The sequence below is a fragment of the Nonomuraea sp. NPDC050547 genome (assembly GCF_044457345.1).
Lineage (GTDB): Bacteria > Actinomycetota > Actinomycetes > Streptosporangiales > Streptosporangiaceae > Nonomuraea.
In genome coordinates this window covers 285728-301616 of record NZ_JBITGW010000016.1, presented here as the reverse complement: position 1 = coordinate 301616, position 15889 = coordinate 285728, and the positions used below count along the sequence as shown (strand labels likewise).

Here is a 15889-nt window from a genome sequence, read left to right as displayed (position 1 = left end):
GACGAGCCGGTACGGGCAACGATCCTCACGCTGCCGCCGACGTCCTCCACCTGGTCGGTGACCAGACCAGCCAGGTGCGGAAACAGCCGATCCAGCAGACCGACGTCCCTGTCAGCGAGCTCGTGCAGCACACTGAACCCTACGGTCGTTCTTCACGATCCAGATCGTGATGGAACCGCCGTTTCCACGCGCACCGAGTTATGGGATCGCGAGCCTGTCGTGAGGCCCGCGCAACCACTCGTCCAAGACAAGGTAGTCAGCCCCGGTGAGACCCAGCCGAGCATCGACGCGATGGAGCAGAGCCCGGCCAGGATGGTTGACCGATACCCAGGCGCGGTCGGCGTTGGTGATCTCGTCATCGACCCAGGCGAAAGCGCGTCCCGCTGCCCAGGCGACGAGCGTCCGGGTCTTCCAGTGCATCGCGTCGCGCTCGTCCCGCTCGTCGACGCTGGAAGGCTCCGGCCAGGTCACCACTGGCAAACGAGGCAGGCCGATGCGCGGGCAGATGCACTCGTTCGCATCCGCCATCCACGTCGTGGCCCAGACCAACTCGCAGGCAAGCGCCATCAGCCTGGACCCGTGCTCGGGGTTGACCCGGGTCAGGAGCGGATGAGAACCGGCCCCTCGCGGTTCGGCAAACCCCCGATAGGTCGGGTACTGCGCCGCCCCGAACGGGATAAGCGGCCCGTCGACATCCAGGAAGAGAAGCAGAAGTTGCGCAGAGCCGGTCATCGCCGCACGATAGCGCCTCAAGACCACCAACCATGACCACTCCCCATCAAGTGCACCAGACCACAAATCGGCGAAACTCGCAGGCTGGTGTCGGTGCGGTTCCTGTCGGATGAGCGGCTGGAGCGCTCTGAGGTCGTTCCCGGATATTCGGGCGCGAGGAGCTGGCGAAGTACTTCACGTTGACGCCGCGTGAGAGTGTGTTCCTGGATGCTCCGGGCCGCGGCCCGGAGGCTCGGCTAAGCGGCTGGCGGGGCGGTCAGCGACTACAGCACCGTAGGTCTGGCGGTTCAGTTGTGCGTGCTGCCATGGCCCGGTCACATCCCTGACCATGGCCTGACGATCGCCGATATCGAGACGGCTTTCACTTCCGGTCCGCTGCGTAGCGGGCCTGCATCATGAGAACTGCCTCGTCCACCACGTGCTCCATGGCCGCCTCCTCGGGCGCCCAGTGCGGAAGTAGCAGCCGCGGCCAGAACACGAAGATCGAGATCATCCCGAGGAACTGGGTGGCGGCCAGGTCCGGGTCGGCAAGGGCGATCGTTCCGGCGGCGCGCTCGGCCTTGAGGTAGCCGCGGACGAACTCGAAGTAGGGCATCTTTCCCTGGTTGAACTGGGCTTCGGCGAGCTCGGGGAAGCGTGGCATCTCGGCGATGACGATGCGGAACAGATCGACCATGTCAGGGCGTTTGATCGTGCAAGCCCATCAGGACGCCCCGACGTGGCCGGGCCCCGGCGCCCGGGGGCGGCGAAGCCGGCTGGAGGCGACTGGCCTGGCGTTCGGCGTGCTCGACGCGTGTCCGAGCCGAAACTCCGAGGCCGCGTCCTCTCCCCGACGGATTCCGGCCACACATCTTGACCAGAGAAACACACCCAAGATCCATCCCATCAGGGATCTTGGGTGTGCGGCCGCGGGCCTTTAGCAGTGACCCCAGACGGTGTTGCTCGTGACCTCCCTGATCTTGATCGGCGGACCGAAGCGGCCGTCGTAGAGATAGGCATGGGCGAAGTACTGCTTGTCGGTCTGGACGTCGGAGCAAGGCTCGTAGGTCGACAGGATCTGCCAGCCCTGCTCGATGAGGTCCTTTCCGGCGAAGGCGACGGGCGTGTTGCCATGCCAGTCTTTACGCCGTAAATAGATCTCGACCCGGTAGTCCTCGCGGTTCGGACAGATCACTTCGGCGCGGCCTTGTAAGCCGTTGGAGTTGGTGAAGATGTTCGCGTACAGGGCGCAGTCCGCCGGCCTGGCCGACGCCGGCGGCGGTGCTGCGATGCAGGCGGCCATGGCCGCTGCGAGGGCCGCGACCAGCGACAGGGATCGTCTCATTCGCACGTGGAATCTCCAGTTCTGAGATGCTTGTCGGCGGAGAGACGGCGACCAGTGCTCTGCCGCTCCCCGCCGCTTTCGCACACGATCACCCGAGCGCGGCCGATGGCACGTCTTGGAAAAATATGACGCGGCGGAAAGCAGGCCGACGACGCGGCAGGTCCAGCATCCGCTTGGCCAGTAGCGCTGACCCACCGCCGGGTGACGAGCTGGGACCAGGACGTCTCCAGCCCGCGTTCCAGTGCGGCGATTTGCTGCGAGATCGCCGACGGCGTGAAGCGCAGGGCGCCGGCGGCGCGGTTGAAGCTGCCGTGCTTGGCCGTCTTGCGGAGGATGCTCAGCCATGAACATCGATCAACAGTTCTCCTAATGACTGATTGAGTGGATCGCCACTACCACTGTCGACGACGTAGTCGGCATCCTGATGCCATGAACGAGATCTGCGTCATCGGGCGGCGGCTGGTCGAGAACCTGGGCGACCACGGAGCCCGCGTCACGGTCGTCAACCGGGGCTCGTCCGCGCCGCCCGAGGGGGTTACCCACCCGCGCACCGGCCGGGGGTGACGAGGAGGGCATGCGGCTGGCGCCGCCGGCCGTACCTTCGACGCCGTCGTCGACCCGGTCTGCTAACCCTGCGGCACGCCGCCGCCCGCCGGGTCTTCGAGGGCAGGACTCCGGGTGCAGGCTCCAGCCGTGCGAGCCATGTGGAGCGCGGACTGCCCCGAAGGCACATGGGAGGTCCATGGTGAGGAAGCGTCTGAAGCTGTTCATCGGGATGGCGGCCGCGCCGGCGGTTGTCCTCGGTTCGGGCAGGAGCCAAGCGGCGCAGCTCAACTCGGCAGGTGGCCGGACAGCCAGCCATGAGCCTGCCCGGTTGGCGTGCGTACGGGTAATCGACGACCGGTTCTAAGGAGATGGACATGTTCGGTAAGAAGACCGGCGCCACCCTGGGGATCATCGCCGCCACGACTTTCGCCCTCAGCACGCTGACCGCGAACCCGGCAGCTGCAGTGGGTCAGTCAGCCGCGGCCGGACAGGCCGGTGTGCCGTCGTGCGTCGGCTACAGGGTGTTCAATCACCGCACGGCCAAGTACGTCACCATCGCCAACAACTGCCGCTACAAGGTCAGGATCAAGGTGGTCATCGCCTGGGGGCCGGACAGCCCCTGCATGACCATCGCGGCCAACGGTCGGGCCAGTTGGCGCTGGGCGCGAGGCCACCAGCGCTTCGACGGCCTCAGGAAGTGCTGACCACCTCAGATCAGCGTGTCGGCCACCGCGCTCACCCTAGGTTCTGGGTTCGAGTCCCGGGCGCCCTGCCACTCCGACCCGCAGATTCACTCACCTCTTGATCCAATGGTCGAGAGGTGGGTCATGTCTGGGGCACACCGACACCACGAGAGCGTTCCGGCGAAGCGCGCAGCGCGGCGGTCGGTTCGACAGGTCTAGGGTGAGTCTGAGCTGGTCCGCCATCCTTGTCGGGTCGCCCATGGTTTGGCGCAGGCATGCCTCGCTGAGCACGAAAGTGCGGTCCGGCGGTGATGCCTGGCCGCAGGGCGCCTTCTGGCGGGCCAGGTGGGCGGCCGCCTGCTTCTCATGGTTGATCGCGCCACACGTGTGGTACCGGTGGTCGTTAACCGGTGCGGCGTAGGTGTGTGTGCAGCCAGGGGATCCATTGGCCGGGGCCGGCCGGTAGGTCGGTGTGCTGGCTGATGGTGCCGTCGGGGTGAGGACGACTTGTGGTGCGGACCGGTCCTATGAGGATCAGCTCGGGGCCGTCGAAGTGGCCGAGGTACTTGTTGCCGGTCTCGTCGCAGCCGCCGAGGTTGGTGAAGAAGTGGGCGCGATAGGCGTCGGTCTCGGGGATGTAGTCGTAGAACTCGTAGCCGGTGTCTCGCACGAGGTGGCCGTCGAGGTGGAAGGTGCGTGACCAGTGGTGCACGAGGAAGAACCCGCCGGGGAGCCAGCGGAAGGTCGCGGTGCCGCGCAGCTCGCCGCCGGTCTCGCCGGATGAGCCGAACCGGCCGGTGAGCGACCAGGTGCCGACCAGGAAGTCGAGTCGGCGCAGCGCCGGGTCTGGTCGCGGTGGGGTGAAGTCATCGCGGGCGTGCACGGTCTCAGCGTGGACCCGCGGGTGTCCGGCCGGTATCCGTGGCGACCACGTGCTCGTCACGTGGTGGGTACCTACCGGACTGGTGGCATCCTCGGTGAGGATGTGGCGGTGAAGGTGTCAGCGCGTGAGGGTGAGGTGCTCGCGGCGCTTGGCGCGGGGTTGTCCAATGCTCAGATCGCCCGCCGCATGCAGATCTCGGTGCGCACGGTCGAGGGTCATGTGTCGTCGTTGCTGCGTAAGTACGGGGTCGCCGACCGGCAGGCGCTCGCCGCGCGCGCCGGCGGTGTGGGTACGGTTACCTTGCCCGGCGACGTACCCGGGTTGCCGCGCTCGCGGACCAGCTTCGTCGGGCGTCGGGCCGAGGTCGAGGCGGTGCGGGCGGCGCTGGCGCGGGGTCGGTTGGTGACGCTGGTCGGGCCGGGTGGGGTCGGCAAGACCCGGCTCGCGGAGGTGGTCACGACCGCTGTGGCGGCCGAGTACCGGTGTGGCGCGGCGTTCGTGGATCTGGTGCCGGTGCGCGACGGCCGGCTCGGGCATGCGGTGGCGGCGGTGTTGGAGGTGGCCGAGCACGCGGACGGGCAGGAGGCGGTCCTGGCCCGGTTGCGTCGTGGCCCGTCGGTGCTGGTGCTGGACAACTGTGAGCACCTGCCCGACGCGGTCGCCGAGTTCGTCGAGCGCATCCTGGCCGCGACCCCCGCGACGATCCTCGCGACCAGCCGGGAGCGGCTCGGGCTGTCCGGTGAGGTGGTTCTCCCGGTCGCGCCGCTGCCGTTGGGCTCGGACGCCGAGGAGTTGTTCCGCGACCGCGCGGAGCTGGCGCACCAGGCCGGCACGTGCGACGCCGCGACCGTTGCCGACCTGTGTGCGCGGCTGGACGGCCTGCCGCTCGCGATCGAGTTGGCCGCGGCACGCAGCGCGTCGCTCGGCGCTACCGGGCTGTTGACCGGGTTGGGTGACTATCTGCGGCTCTTGGCTGGTGGGCGCGGTTCGGTGGTGCGGCACCGGTCGCTGCGCGGCGTGATCGGGTGGAGCCACGACCTGCTCACCGAGGACGAACGGGCGGTGTTTCGTCGGCTGTCGGTGTTCGTCGGCGACTTCGACCTGCCGGCGGTGGCCGCGGTCATCGGGGTGGGCGCGGCCGAGGCCGCCGACGTGCTGGGCCGGCTGGTCGACAAGAGCCTGGTCCAGCACCGGGACGGCAGCTGGCGACTGCTGGACACGATCCGGGCGTTCGCCGCCGAGCGACTGGCGGACGAACCGGAGCGCACCGAGGTGCGGCGGCGGTACCTGCGCTGGGCAGCCGACCTGGCCACTGACCTGGCCGTCGCTCTCGCGGGGCGGGCCGGTGCGGCCTGGCATGGCGAGTTCGACGCGGTGGCGGGCGATCTTCGGGCCGCGCTGACCGGCCACGAGCAGCCCGACGCCGAGGCCCACCGGCTCGCTCGCACCCTCGGCCGGCTCACGTTCGCGCGCGGTTACCTGTGGCAGGCGCCCGGCTGGTACGCCCACGCCGCCCGGTGCGCGCCGGATGCGAGCGAGGCGGCTCGGGATCTGGCCAGCGCGGCGGACTGCGCGCAGGTCGGCAACGACGCCGATCGAGCGTTCGAGCTGCGGCTGGCCGCCGCCGACCGGGCGGGGGACGCGGGCGCGGACAACGCGCGGGCCATCGCGCTGGCGCAGGCCGTCGAGCTGACCGGCCGGTTCCCGATGGCCTTCCGCGACGAGATCCCGTTCGAGCGGCGCCGCGCGCTGCTCGCCGAGGCGACCGCGGCCGGGGATCCGGACGATCCGGCCGTCGCCGCCCGGCTCGCCTGTGCCGCGGTGTGGACCGCCCACCCGGACACCCTGCGGCCCGACGCAGGGCTGACCGCGGCTGCCGTCGCGGCCGCTCACGCGACCGGTGACCCGGTGCTGATCAGCGCAAGCCTGGACGCGGTGCGCGTGGCCGCGATCAACGACGGCCGCGTCGCGGAGTGGCACCGGATCGCCGCCGAGCGGCTAGAACTGCTCGCCCCGCTCGACCCGCACCACCCGGAACACGCGGTCGAGATCAGCGACGCGCGCGGGCTGTCCTCGCTGACCGTGGTGGCCGCCGCCGACCTGCCCGCCGCCAGGTCGACCGCGCGGCTGATCTCTGACGCCGAGCTGTCCGGCGACAGCGTGTACCTGGCGGCCGGCAAGACCGTTCCGGTGCTCGTCCTGTCCGGCGACCTCGACGACGCGGTGCAGCTCGCCGAGGACATGTGGGCGGGCTGGCAACGCGCCGGCCGACCCCGGGCGTTCTTTGTGTGGCTCACGATGCCGTTCGCCGTGCTGGCGCATGGCCTGCGCGGTGACCGGGAGCGTGTCGCGCAGTGGCGGGCCAGGGTCGCGGCGATGGGTGACCCGGTGAGTATGGGCTGGCCGATGCTGGACGCGCTGATCACCTTGGTGGACGCCCGGCTCGCGCTGCGGTTCGGTGACCTCGACCAGGCCGCCGAGTTGGCCCAGCGCGCCCGGCGACAGCCGGCCAGCTCCTGGTACCGGGTGCTCGCCCGCGCCGCCACCGTCGAGCTCGCGGTGGTCGCCGGCGTGCCGTCGGCCGACGCCGATCTCGCCGCGGCACAGGCCGACAGCGCCGGCAACGACTGGGCCACCGCCACCCTGCTGCGGGCCGCCGGCCGGCTCCGGGGCGACGCCGACGCACTCGCCAGGTCAGCCGGACTGTGGCAACGGATGGGTGCCCGGTTCGAGCACGAGGTCACGGTAGAGCTGCTCACTGGTCCGAAGCTGCTGCCGTAGGTGGTGCTCGCGTGCCGGGCACGTGGTCACCACGCATGTGGCGGTCACCCGGCGACTGCGACGCTGTGCTGCATGGCCGACCAAGCCACGATGCCTGGTCGGGTTCACGACAACGAAGGTGACAACGCGATGGGCAAGGTCACCACAGGCGCGACGATATCGCTCGACGGCTACATCGCCGGACCCGGAGAAAGCGGGTTCGACCTGCTGTTCCAGTGGTACGGCAACGGCGAGGTCGAGATTCCGCCCCGGCTGCGCATCTCCGCGGCCAGCGCCGCGCTGGTCAAGCCCGAATGGGACGACACCGGCGCGCTGATCGTCGGCCGGCACCTTTTCGACATGACCAACGCCTGGGGCGGGCGCCACCCGATGGACGTGACCACAGTGGTGCTCACCCACCGGCGCCCCGACGACCGTCCGGACGACGATGACAACTTCGTCTTCGTCACCGACGGCATCGAGGCGGCGGTGGCCAAGGCCAAGGAATTGGCCGGGGACAAGAACGTCGCCGTCAACGGTGGGCAAATGGCCCGGCAGTGCCTGGAGGCCGGTCTGCTCGACGAGGTCGGCGTCGAGTTGGTACCGGTCGTGCTGGGCGGCGGTAAGACGCTGTTCGGCGAGCTCGGCACCGCACCGGTGCAGTTCGACGGGCCCATCGCGGTCGTCGAAGGCACCGGAGTCACCCACCTGCGTTACCGGGTCAAGAAATAGAGACCTCGACAGCGGCCTCGCCCGCGTCGGTGTGTCGCGCACCGGTGCTCGTGTACGCGCCAACGGAGTCGCCCCGCTCCGTTCCCGGACCGCACTCATCTCGTCTGGTCCACCGAGGTGTCCTTGCGGCTGCGCACGGAGAACCCACGTGACTTCAGGAGAGTCCGACATGCGATGTGATGAGATCCTTGCCGGGGTAAAGGCCGAACGACTCGGCCTGCGGGGTATGCGGCCGGCCGCCGCCGACGGCGACTGGTCGGGCGGCGAGGGGCCGGACGAGATCCGAGGACCGGCAGGCGACCTGCTCATGGTGGCCACCGGGCGGATGGGGGACGCGCGGTGACCGAGCATGCTGAACGGCTCGCCCGGTTGGCCCGGGGCTGGGACGAGGCCGCCGACGGGTACGAGGCGTATTACGTTCCCCGCTTCGCCCCCTGGGTGGCCACCGCGGTGCGGGCGCTCACCCACGGGCCACTGCCCGAAGGGCCGGTCCTGGTCCCGTGCTGTGGGACCTTCCCGGAGCTGGACGCGCTGAGCGAGCACCTTCCCGGGCGCGAGACTGTCGGCATCGACCTGTCCGCCGGCATGGTCCGCCGGGCCCGCGAGCGCGCCGCCCGCCATCGGCAGGCGGCTGTCGTCCAGGGCGACGCCTCGACCCTCGACCCGCGGTGGTCGGGCACGTGCGCGGCCGTGGTGTCGGTGTTCGGGCTTCAGCAGTTGCCCGAACCCGACCTCGCCATCCGGTCGTGGGCCGCCGCGCTGTGCCCTGGCGGACGCCTGTCTGTCGTCTTCTGGCCCGGCATCACCGAGGAGGACGGGCCGTTCGCGCTCCTTGCCGACGTCCTGCGAGCGCGTGTGCCCGCCGGGGACAGCTCCTGGGAACGCCGGCTCCTGCCGGCGTCGACCGCGCAAGGCCTCGTGATCGAGCGAGATGAGCATCTGTCCTACCCCATGTCCCACCCGGATGCGACGACGTTCTTCGACGCCCACACCCGATCCGGGCCGCTTCGGGCGCTCGCCACGGCCCGCGGCGATGCCTTCGTCAACCAACTGCGCGAGGAATTCCTCCGTCGCGCCCCGGCCGGTGAATGGCACCACCAACCGCGTGCCCGCCACATCGTCGCCCGCCGCTGATCGACAACCCGCCACAGCCCCGCGTAACCCGCTCCGCGAGCTGTTGGGGAGTCTCTGCCGCTGCCGGGCCGGCGCCGCGGGGGAGGCCGGTGTCAGCGGGCGTCTTCCAGGGCCGTCTTGACGAACCACGCGATCGAGGGTGACCGGCTGCCGGCCGGCCAGAGGGCCAGGGTCTGGTACGGCGCCGCGTCGCGCACCGGGCGGTAGGTCACGTCGGGGCGCACGTTCCTGGCGGCCAGCGAAGCCGGCACCAACGCGACCGCCTGGCCCAGGGCGATCACCTCCAGCAACTGGGCGGTGTCCCGCACGACAGGGCCGCCGGCCGGCCGATCCGGGTTTCCCAGCCAGTAGTCGCGGTCGACGACGGTTGAGTCACTCCATTGGGGCGCCGGCTCGGTGATCAGGTCGGCGGTGCTGAGGACCTCGCGCGTTGCGAGCTCGTGCCCGGAGGCCAGGGCCGCGATGCGTGGTTCGGTCCTCAGCAGTTCGGTGTCAAGGCCCTGGCCGTTGAAGCATCCCGCGATCGCCACGTCCGCGCGCCCGTCGCGAACCATGTCGGCCTGTTCGCCGAATCCGCTCACCACGACCCGGAGCTCCGGCGCGTCCGGTTCCGCACCGGATCGTTCGCAGATCCGGCGCAGCAACTCCGTGGCCACCCCCGGCTTGGCGGTGACGAGGAGGCCGCGGCCGGGACGGCCCGCACGCTGTGTCCGGCGCACCGCGGCATCGAGGGCTCCGAGGACGACAGCCGCTTCCTTGACCAGGGTCTCACCAGCCTGGGTCAGCGCCAGCCGGTGCCGGGTGCGATCGAAGAGGGCGACACCGAGCCTGCGCTCCAGCTGGCGTATCGCCCTGGACAAAGGCGGCTGAGCGATGCCGAGCCGCTCAGCGGCACGCGTGATGTTCAGCTCCTCGGCGGCGGCACAGAAGTAGCGCAGTTCGCGGATTTCCGGCTTGGGCATACCAGCAGGGTATGGGGCGGCACCCCATCGGACTTCGCCTTCCGGCGCTCCGGCCGCTGGGGTTGGGGGCATGACCGCGAAGGAAGTCGCCCTTGTCACCGGCGGCAACAAAGGCATCGGCCGGCAGATCGTTCATAGCCTCGCCCAGCAGGGCTTGACCGTGTTCCTCGGCGCCCGCGATCCGGGGCTCGGCCACTCGGCCGTGAAGGAACTCAAGACGGAGCCGGCCGCCGATCCCAGCGGGAGCGGTGGCCTGGATATCCGGTTCGTGCAGCTCGATGTGACCGATCCAGGGTCCGTCGAGGCCGCCGTCGACCGGATCGAGGCCGAGGCGGGACGGCTGGACGTGCTCATCAACAACGCCGGCGTCATGCTCGAGTGGGGTCTCCGGACCACCGACATCACGGCCGCGCAACTCCGCGAGACCTACGAGGTCAACGTCTTCGGCGTCGTCACGGTCACGTCAGCCTGTGTTCCGCTGCTCCGCCGTTCTCCCAATCCGCGGATCGTCAACATGTCCAGCGGTCTCGGGTCGCTCACGCTCATGAGTGACCCGACGAGCCCGCTCTCGGCCCGGGCGTTCCTCGCCTACAGTTCGTCCAAGGCAGCACTCAACGCCCTGACGCTGATCTATGCCCATTCGCTCCGCTCCGCGGGCATCAAGGTCAACGCCGTCAGCCCGGGTCTGGTGCCCACCGACCAGAATGCCGCCGCGACCTTCCCTCGCGGGGACCGTACCCCTGCCGACGGTGCCGTTGTCGCGACCCTGCTCGCGACGATCCCCGCCGATGGGCCCACCGGTGCCTTCCGCGGCCCGGACTCGCTGGACGGCGTCATCCCCTGGTGAGTCGCTGATCAGACCGCTGATGGCCGGTCGTCGCACCAATCGAGCCGGCGCGGGATCAGGCTGCCGCATCGCGGCGATCGAGCGGTTCACGGGCGACACCGTCAAGGGTGTCACCGAATCCTTCCGGAGCCGGTCGGGTGCGAGGCCAGGCCTTGGAGCGCGGGTCGTGAACTAGACCTGGGCGGCGCGGCAGGCGAGTTGGAGGGCCAGGCGCTGCTGTGGGTTGTTCAGGTCGGCCTTCAGCAGGGTTTCTATGCGGCGGATGTTGCGGCTGACGGCGTTTCTGTGGAGGTTCACCTCTTCGGCCGCCTTGGCGGGGGAGCCGTGGTGGTCCAGGTAGGCGCGCAGGATCGTGATCAGCCGTTTGGGCTGGCCACCGGGCAGGTCGAGGAGCGGCTGCAGCAGGTCCCTGACCGCCTGCTGAGCGGTGTCGGAGGAGTACCACTCTTCCAGCATCCGGTCCAGGCCGGACAGGTCGTACGTGGCCAGTGGTTCCGTCCTGTCTCTGCGCAGTGCCGTCCGGGCCTCGGAGGCGCAGGTACGCAGGCCGAGCACCCCTTCGTGGCAGGTGGAAACCCCGCACCGCACCTTGGCGCCGGCGGGGCGGACCCGTTCCAGCAGGGCCCCGGCCTCGCGTACCGCCTGCCGTAGGCCCATGCTGCCCTGGTCGCGGGGGACCGTACGGACGACCACGAGTGCGTCGCCCGCGAGGGCGGCGTTCCACGAGGGGCCGGCGAGCTCGCGCACGGCCCGGGTGGCACGGGAGGCGAGGGTGTCGAGTACGGCGTAGCGGTCGGGCCCCTCGTCCATCACCGGCTCGAACCGCAGGATGACGTGCCAGTCGTCGATCGGCAGCCCCAGGGCCCTGGCGCGCGGGACCAGTTCCTGGGCCTGCTTTTCCGGGGCGACGAGCAGTTCGGTCAGCAGGTGGGCTCGTGAGCGGGCGGGCAGTTCGTCGACGGCGCCCGCGGCCGCGGCCAGCGCGGCGAGGCGGAGCACGATCTCGGTGGCGTCGGCCCGATGTCCGCCCGGACCGCGGGCGGTGGTGAAGTCGGGGTCGACGGTGACGCCCATCGCGGCGCCGACCTCCTCGGCGATCCGTTCCGGTACGCCGCCCGCCCCGGCGATCCCCTCGACAGCGCGGGCCGCCCTGGCCAGGGAGTCGGCGGCGTCTCCGGCGAGCGCGCTCTGAACGGCCGCGATCAGCCCGGCCAGGTCCCCGTGACTTTCGCGAAACGCCGTCGCGACCACGGCGCCGAGCGGGCTGGTGCCCGAGGTGCGCGGGTCGAGGAGTTCGACGCTCACTCGCTCGGCCAGGTCCCACGCGCTGCGGCTGACGGCGGCCGGCGCGGTGAGCACCAGGGCCACCGCCCCGGCCGAGGCCGCGTCACGCAACGCCACCTCAAGCCGGTATCCCACGGCCTGCGCCGAGGCGGCCCTGGTGAGGACGAGCACCGAGCCCGCCGGCTGCCTGACCACCTCTCCCAGGCTCTCGATCAACCGCACGCTCATCCTTCAAGTGTGCCATTAGCACACAGATCACACATAATGATGCTTTCAGCACACCCATCCTTTGTCTGCACGTTCGTAGCCTGAGCGAGTGGACATCGACACCGACACGCTCCCCGCGTTCGCGCGTGGTTGCGCCGTGCTCGGCTCCGGAGGGGGCGGGACCGTCGCGATCGCCCGCGTCGCCGCCATGCAGGCGCTGGAGGATCACGGTCCAGTACGCGTGGTCCAGGCGGGCGACCTCGACCCCGACCTGCTGGTCATGCCGGCCGGTACGGCAGGCTCGTCGGCCGTCATGCTGGAACGGGTCACCGGGACAGAAGAGCCCGTGCACCTGCGCGACAAGGTCGAGGCGCTGTACGGCACACGCGTCGGCGCGCTCATGGCCAGCGAGATCGGCGGCGCCAACGGCTGCATGGCGGTCGCCTGGGCGGCCCGCCTGGGCCTGCCCCTGGTCGACGCCGACGGCATGAGCCGCGCCTTCCCCGGCATGAACCAGACGGTGATGCAACTACGCGGCATCGCCCCGACCCCGGCAGTGGTGTGCGACGAGCGCGGAAGAACCCTCGTCATCGAGCACGTCACCGGGCGCTGGCTGGAGCGGCTGGTGCGCTCGTCGCTGGAGGCGTTCGGCGGGCAGGTGGCCAGCACGGAGTACGTCCTGCGCGGACGCCAGGTCGCCACCGCCACCGCGCTCGGCTCGGTCAGCCGCGCGGTCCGCCTGGGAACCGACCTGCCCGCGCCGCTGATCACCGGCAAGATCGCCGAGGCGGCGGACGGGATTCTCATCGAGGGGCTCGGCGCCGACCAGGGCAGGCTGGTCAGGCTGGAGGCGGGCAGCGAGTTCCTCGCCGTGCTGGAGGACGGGCGGCCACTGGCGTGCGTGCCCGATGTCATCGCCCTCATCGACACCCGGACCGGCGAGGTGGTGCAGGTCGAGCAGGTGCGTTACGGCCTGCGCGTCGGCGTCGTACGCCTGCTGTGCGACCCGATCTGGTACACCACCGAGGGCCTGCGCCTGGCCGGCCCCGAAGCCTTCGGCCTCACCGGTCTGCAAAGCCCCCCTCCGCCCCCTCCGAACCCGCCCGGATTCCCCTGCCGGGCGGGTACTGGGGAGGCGTCATGAAGGCCGGGGTGGACGTCGGGCCGACCAACACCGACGCGGCCCTCCTCGACGACGACGGCCGGGTGCTGGCGACGGTGAAGGTCCCCTCGCAGCCCGACAAGCCCGTGGACAACGTCAGATCGGCGCTCGACAGGCTGAAGGCCACCGACCTCACCCAGGTGGCCGTGGGCCTGCGCGGCAGCGCGACCTCGGTCACCAGGCGGCGCGAGCTGCGCCGGGTCGCCGTCGTGCGCATCAGCGGTGACTCCGCCAGGGCCGTACGCCCCCTGTTCGGCTGGCCGGACGATCTCCGTACCGCGGTCAACGCCGGCGCGCAGATCGTGGACGGCGGCGGCGGGCTGGAACGCGACGACTGGACACCCCTCGACCGGGCCGCCGTCAGCCGCTTCGCCGCCGCCATGGCGGGCACCGCCGAGGCGTTCGCCGTCGTCGGCCTGTTCTCTCCCCTGGACGCCGAGCAGGAGCACGAGGCGGCCGAGCTGATCAGGGCCGAGGTGGGCAACCTGCCCATCGCCCTGTCGGCCGACCTGGGTTCGCTCGGCCTCCTGGAACGCGAGAACGCCACGATCCTGGATGCCGCCCTGTCCGGGTTCGCCCAGGCGGTGGCCGACGGCCTGGCCACGCTCTGCCCGGGTGCCGCCGTCTTCGTCACCCGCGGGGACGGCACGCTGATGAGCCTGGAGCACATGGCCCGCCACCCCGGCCTCAGCCTGGGCAGCGGGCCGGCCAGCGTGCTGCGCGGAGCCGGCGCGCTGACCGGGCTCGAAGACGCCGTGGTCGCCGACGTCGGCGCCCGCAGGGTCAGGGTCGGCGTGCTGTCCGGCGGCTTCCCCGAGGAGGCCGTGGGCGGCGCGAACATCGGCGGGGTCCCGGTCGGCTTCCGCATCCCCGGGCTGATCCGGGTGGCCAGACCGGTCGACGACGCCGAACTGGCCGAGGCCGTGGATCGCCTGCAACCGGGCGCCGACCGGTTGCCGCTGGTCGTCGTCGGGGGCGGGGCGCAGGCCGTACAGCAAGGCATTCACCCCGAGCACGGGCTGGCGGCGGGCGCGATCGGCGCGATCGTCAGCCCGGTCGGCGGCCACTACGAGCGGATCGTCCGGCTGCCTGACCGCGCCGGGCTGGCCGCCGCCATGGACGCCGTCATGGAAGAGGCCAGGGCGGTCGCCGTCCTGGCCGGGGCAGATCCGCGGCAGACGGTGATCATCCACGCCGACGACACGCCGCTGGACTATCTGCCCGGCACCTTCGTCAAACTCCGCGCGAGAGCGGCAGGTCCGCCGTCGCGCTGGTGAACACCCCCCGCAGAGAGGCAAGATCGATGATCGACGAGGACTATCCCCTCGAGCGAGTCCCCAAGCGCGCCCGCTACTCCTGGTTCAACGTCGCGGTGCAGCGGTTCGGGCAGCTGTCGGACCTGACCCAGTTCCTGCTCGGCGCCACCCTCGGCGCCGGCCTGTCCTTCTGGGACGCGTTCTGGGCGTTCACGCTCGGTTCGGTGATCCTTGAGGTCGTCTGCATCTTCGTCGGCATCGCCGGCATGCGCGAGGGCATGTCCACCTCGCTGCTGGCCCGCTGGACCGGGTTCGGCCGGTACGGGTCCACGATCATCGGCGTGATCATCACGTTGAGCCTGTTCGGCTGGTTCGGCGTGCAGACGGGCGTGTTCGCCGCCGGACTGCACGCGATCATGCCGTGGCTGCCCTTCTGGCTCTGGGCGCTGGTCGCGGGGCTCGGCGTGACCCTGCTGGTGATCAAGGGATTCAAGGCGATGGGGATGACGGCGTTCATCACCGTGCCCGCGTTCCTCGGCCTGGCGGGCTGGGCGATCTGGGTGGAACTTTCACGACACGACCTCGGGACGCTGGTGGCGTCGACGCCCTTCGGCGAGCCCATGACGATCGCGACCGGCGCCACCATCGTCGCCGGCTCCTACATCGTCGGCGCGGTCACCACACCCGACATGACCAGGTTCAACCGCAGTACCGGTGACGTGGTCAAGCAGACGCTCGTCGGCATCTCCCTGGGCGAGTACGTCCTGGGCCTGGCGGGGGTGCTGCTGGCGTACGCGGTCAAGTCGTCGGACGTGATCGCGATCATCACCGCGTCCTCCGGTGTGATCGGGGTCATCGTGCTGATCTCGGCCACCGTGAAGATCAACAACTGGAACCTGTACTCCGCCGTGCTCGGCCTGCTCAACGCGGTCGAGTCGACCGTCGGCCTGAAGCTGAACCGGGTCGCGGTCACCGTCGGCGTCGGCGTGGTGGGCAGCCTGCTGGCGGCGGCCGGGATCTTGGAACGTTTCACCGACTTCCTGCTGATCCTCGGCGTCGTCACCCCGCCGATCGCCGGAATCATGGTGGCCGAGTACTTCGTCGTCAGACGCTGGCGACCCGTCCTCGACGCCTCCCGCGAGCAGGGCACGCTGCCGGAGACGGAGCCCACCTGGGTTCCGGCCACGCTGGTCATCTGGGTGGTGTCCGCGCTGACCGGCTGGCTCAGCGAGCACTACCAGTGGCCCGGCATCCCGGCGCTCACCTCGCTGATCCTGGCCGGGGTGCTCTACATCGTCGCGGGGAAGCTCGGCCTCGTACGAGGCACCCGCGAGCAGCAACTCGTCCCCGCCCCATAGACCAGAAAGTTCCTCTCCC

The 15889-nt window shown here is 70.6% G+C and carries 18 protein-coding genes; 10 read left to right on the top strand and 8 right to left on the bottom strand.

Annotation, left to right across the window (positions count from 1 at the left end; all coding sequences use genetic code 11):
• Window positions 1-198 precede the first annotated feature (198 nt).
• The 4 genes from ACIBHY_RS36190 to ACIBHY_RS36175 all read right to left on the bottom strand — a co-directional run bounded on the left by ACIBHY_RS36190 (window position 199) and on the right by ACIBHY_RS36175 (window position 2391).
• Window positions 199-732, bottom strand: coding sequence for a hypothetical protein (locus ACIBHY_RS36190; protein WP_397309035.1), 534 nt, complete (start codon window positions 730-732; stop codon window positions 199-201).
• 361 nt (window positions 733-1093) lie between these two features.
• Complete coding sequence (locus tag ACIBHY_RS36185; RefSeq protein WP_397254831.1) at window positions 1094-1423, bottom strand: TetR/AcrR family transcriptional regulator C-terminal domain-containing protein; 330 nt, start codon at window positions 1421-1423, stop codon at window positions 1094-1096.
• Between the two features lie 225 nt (window positions 1424-1648).
• Window positions 1649-2056, bottom strand: coding sequence for a hypothetical protein (locus ACIBHY_RS36180; protein WP_397309034.1), 408 nt, complete (start codon window positions 2054-2056; stop codon window positions 1649-1651).
• A complete protein-coding gene (locus ACIBHY_RS36175) occupies window positions 2053-2391 on the bottom strand; it encodes a LysR family transcriptional regulator (RefSeq protein WP_397309059.1) in 339 nt (112 codons plus the stop codon). Before ACIBHY_RS36175 ends, ACIBHY_RS36180 begins: the two co-directional genes overlap by 4 nt.
• 94 nt (window positions 2392-2485) lie before the next feature.
• On the opposite strand from ACIBHY_RS36175, the gene ACIBHY_RS36170 reads away from it, so the two are divergent.
• Both ACIBHY_RS36170 and ACIBHY_RS36165 read left to right on the top strand, forming a co-directional pair.
• Entirely contained in the window at window positions 2486-2620 is a 135-nt protein-coding gene (locus tag ACIBHY_RS36170; protein ID WP_397254789.1) for a hypothetical protein, read from the top strand.
• Between the two features lie 356 nt (window positions 2621-2976).
• On the top strand, window positions 2977-3306 hold the full coding sequence (locus tag ACIBHY_RS36165; protein WP_397309033.1) for a hypothetical protein: 330 nt from the start codon (window positions 2977-2979) through the stop codon (window positions 3304-3306).
• 90 nt (window positions 3307-3396) lie between these two features.
• On the opposite strand, the gene ACIBHY_RS36160 is transcribed toward ACIBHY_RS36165, so the two are convergent.
• On the bottom strand, window positions 3397-3660 hold the full coding sequence (locus tag ACIBHY_RS36160) for a Scr1 family TA system antitoxin-like transcriptional regulator (protein ID WP_397309058.1): 264 nt from the start codon (window positions 3658-3660) through the stop codon (window positions 3397-3399).
• Window positions 3661-3688: 28 nt separating this feature from the next.
• Complete coding sequence (locus ACIBHY_RS36155) at window positions 3689-4168, bottom strand: hypothetical protein (protein ID WP_397309032.1); 480 nt, start codon at window positions 4166-4168, stop codon at window positions 3689-3691.
• A 108-nt stretch (window positions 4169-4276) separates the two neighbouring features.
• Between ACIBHY_RS36155 and ACIBHY_RS36150 the strand changes: the two genes are divergently transcribed.
• The 4 genes from ACIBHY_RS36150 to ACIBHY_RS36135 all read left to right on the top strand — a co-directional run bounded on the left by ACIBHY_RS36150 (window position 4277) and on the right by ACIBHY_RS36135 (window position 8794).
• On the top strand, window positions 4277-6949 hold the full coding sequence (locus tag ACIBHY_RS36150; protein WP_397309031.1) for an ATP-binding protein: 2673 nt from the start codon (window positions 4277-4279) through the stop codon (window positions 6947-6949).
• A gap of 129 nt (window positions 6950-7078) precedes the next feature.
• The gene (locus ACIBHY_RS36145; protein WP_397254781.1) at window positions 7079-7660 is read left to right on the top strand and encodes a dihydrofolate reductase family protein; all 582 of its coding nucleotides are present in this window, start codon (window positions 7079-7081) and stop codon (window positions 7658-7660) included.
• Window positions 7661-7829: 169 nt separating this feature from the next.
• A complete protein-coding gene (locus ACIBHY_RS36140; protein ID WP_397254779.1) occupies window positions 7830-8003 on the top strand; it encodes a hypothetical protein in 174 nt (57 codons plus the stop codon).
• Complete coding sequence (locus ACIBHY_RS36135; protein WP_397254777.1) at window positions 8000-8794, top strand: class I SAM-dependent methyltransferase; 795 nt, start codon at window positions 8000-8002, stop codon at window positions 8792-8794. Before ACIBHY_RS36140 ends, ACIBHY_RS36135 begins: the two co-directional genes overlap by 4 nt.
• A gap of 92 nt (window positions 8795-8886) precedes the next feature.
• Here the strand turns inward: ACIBHY_RS36135 and ACIBHY_RS36130 are convergent, their stop codons facing one another.
• A complete protein-coding gene (locus ACIBHY_RS36130) occupies window positions 8887-9756 on the bottom strand; it encodes a LysR family transcriptional regulator (protein WP_397254775.1) in 870 nt (289 codons plus the stop codon).
• Window positions 9757-9826: 70 nt separating this feature from the next.
• Between ACIBHY_RS36130 and ACIBHY_RS36125 the strand changes: the two genes are divergently transcribed.
• Window positions 9827-10603: an SDR family oxidoreductase gene (locus tag ACIBHY_RS36125; RefSeq protein WP_397254773.1), complete on the top strand. Its 777-nt coding sequence runs from the start codon at window positions 9827-9829 to the stop codon at window positions 10601-10603.
• Window positions 10604-10774: 171 nt separating this feature from the next.
• On the opposite strand, the gene ACIBHY_RS36120 is transcribed toward ACIBHY_RS36125, so the two are convergent.
• A complete protein-coding gene (locus tag ACIBHY_RS36120; RefSeq protein ID WP_397309030.1) occupies window positions 10775-12115 on the bottom strand; it encodes a PucR family transcriptional regulator in 1341 nt (446 codons plus the stop codon).
• Window positions 12116-12203: 88 nt separating this feature from the next.
• Between ACIBHY_RS36120 and ACIBHY_RS36115 the strand changes: the two genes are divergently transcribed.
• Genes ACIBHY_RS36115 through ACIBHY_RS36105 form a run of 3 tightly spaced genes read left to right on the top strand, consistent with a single transcriptional unit; the run spans window position 12204 to window position 15870 of the window.
• Entirely contained in the window at window positions 12204-13238 is a 1035-nt protein-coding gene (locus tag ACIBHY_RS36115) for a DUF917 domain-containing protein (RefSeq protein ID WP_397254769.1), read from the top strand.
• Window positions 13235-14533 carry a hydantoinase/oxoprolinase N-terminal domain-containing protein gene (locus ACIBHY_RS36110; protein ID WP_397254767.1) on the top strand — a complete coding sequence of 433 codons (1299 nt, stop codon included), beginning with the start codon at window positions 13235-13237 and terminating at the stop codon, window positions 14531-14533. The genes ACIBHY_RS36115 and ACIBHY_RS36110 overlap by 4 nt, the downstream gene beginning before the upstream one ends.
• A gap of 26 nt (window positions 14534-14559) precedes the next feature.
• Window positions 14560-15870 (top strand): purine-cytosine permease family protein, encoded by a 1311-nt coding sequence (locus ACIBHY_RS36105; RefSeq protein ID WP_397254765.1) that lies wholly within the window; start codon window positions 14560-14562, stop codon window positions 15868-15870.
• The last annotated feature ends 19 nt before the right edge of the window (window positions 15871-15889 follow it).

Bases quoted from the DNA above. Each gene is read 5' to 3' on its own strand.
- ACIBHY_RS36110 (WP_397254767.1), top strand. From the start codon at position 13,235: ATGAAGGCCGGGGTGGACGTCGGGCCGACCAACACCGACGCGGCCCTC.
- ACIBHY_RS36125 (WP_397254773.1), top strand. From the start codon at position 9,827: ATGACCGCGAAGGAAGTCGCCCTTGTCACCGGCGGCAACAAAGGCATC.
- ACIBHY_RS36165 (WP_397309033.1), top strand. From the start codon at position 2,977: ATGTTCGGTAAGAAGACCGGCGCCACCCTGGGGATCATCGCCGCCACG.
- ACIBHY_RS36145 (WP_397254781.1), top strand. From the start codon at position 7,079: ATGGGCAAGGTCACCACAGGCGCGACGATATCGCTCGACGGCTACATC.
- ACIBHY_RS36190 (WP_397309035.1), bottom strand. From the start codon at position 732: ATGACCGGCTCTGCGCAACTTCTGCTTCTCTTCCTGGATGTCGACGGG.
- ACIBHY_RS36140 (WP_397254779.1), top strand. From the start codon at position 7,830: ATGCGATGTGATGAGATCCTTGCCGGGGTAAAGGCCGAACGACTCGGC.
- ACIBHY_RS36120 (WP_397309030.1), bottom strand. From the start codon at position 12,115: ATGAGCGTGCGGTTGATCGAGAGCCTGGGAGAGGTGGTCAGGCAGCCG.
- ACIBHY_RS36170 (WP_397254789.1), top strand. From the start codon at position 2,486: ATGAACGAGATCTGCGTCATCGGGCGGCGGCTGGTCGAGAACCTGGGC.
- ACIBHY_RS36180 (WP_397309034.1), bottom strand. From the start codon at position 2,056: ATGAGACGATCCCTGTCGCTGGTCGCGGCCCTCGCAGCGGCCATGGCC.
- ACIBHY_RS36130 (WP_397254775.1), bottom strand. From the start codon at position 9,756: ATGCCCAAGCCGGAAATCCGCGAACTGCGCTACTTCTGTGCCGCCGCC.
- ACIBHY_RS36105 (WP_397254765.1), top strand. From the start codon at position 14,560: ATGATCGACGAGGACTATCCCCTCGAGCGAGTCCCCAAGCGCGCCCGC.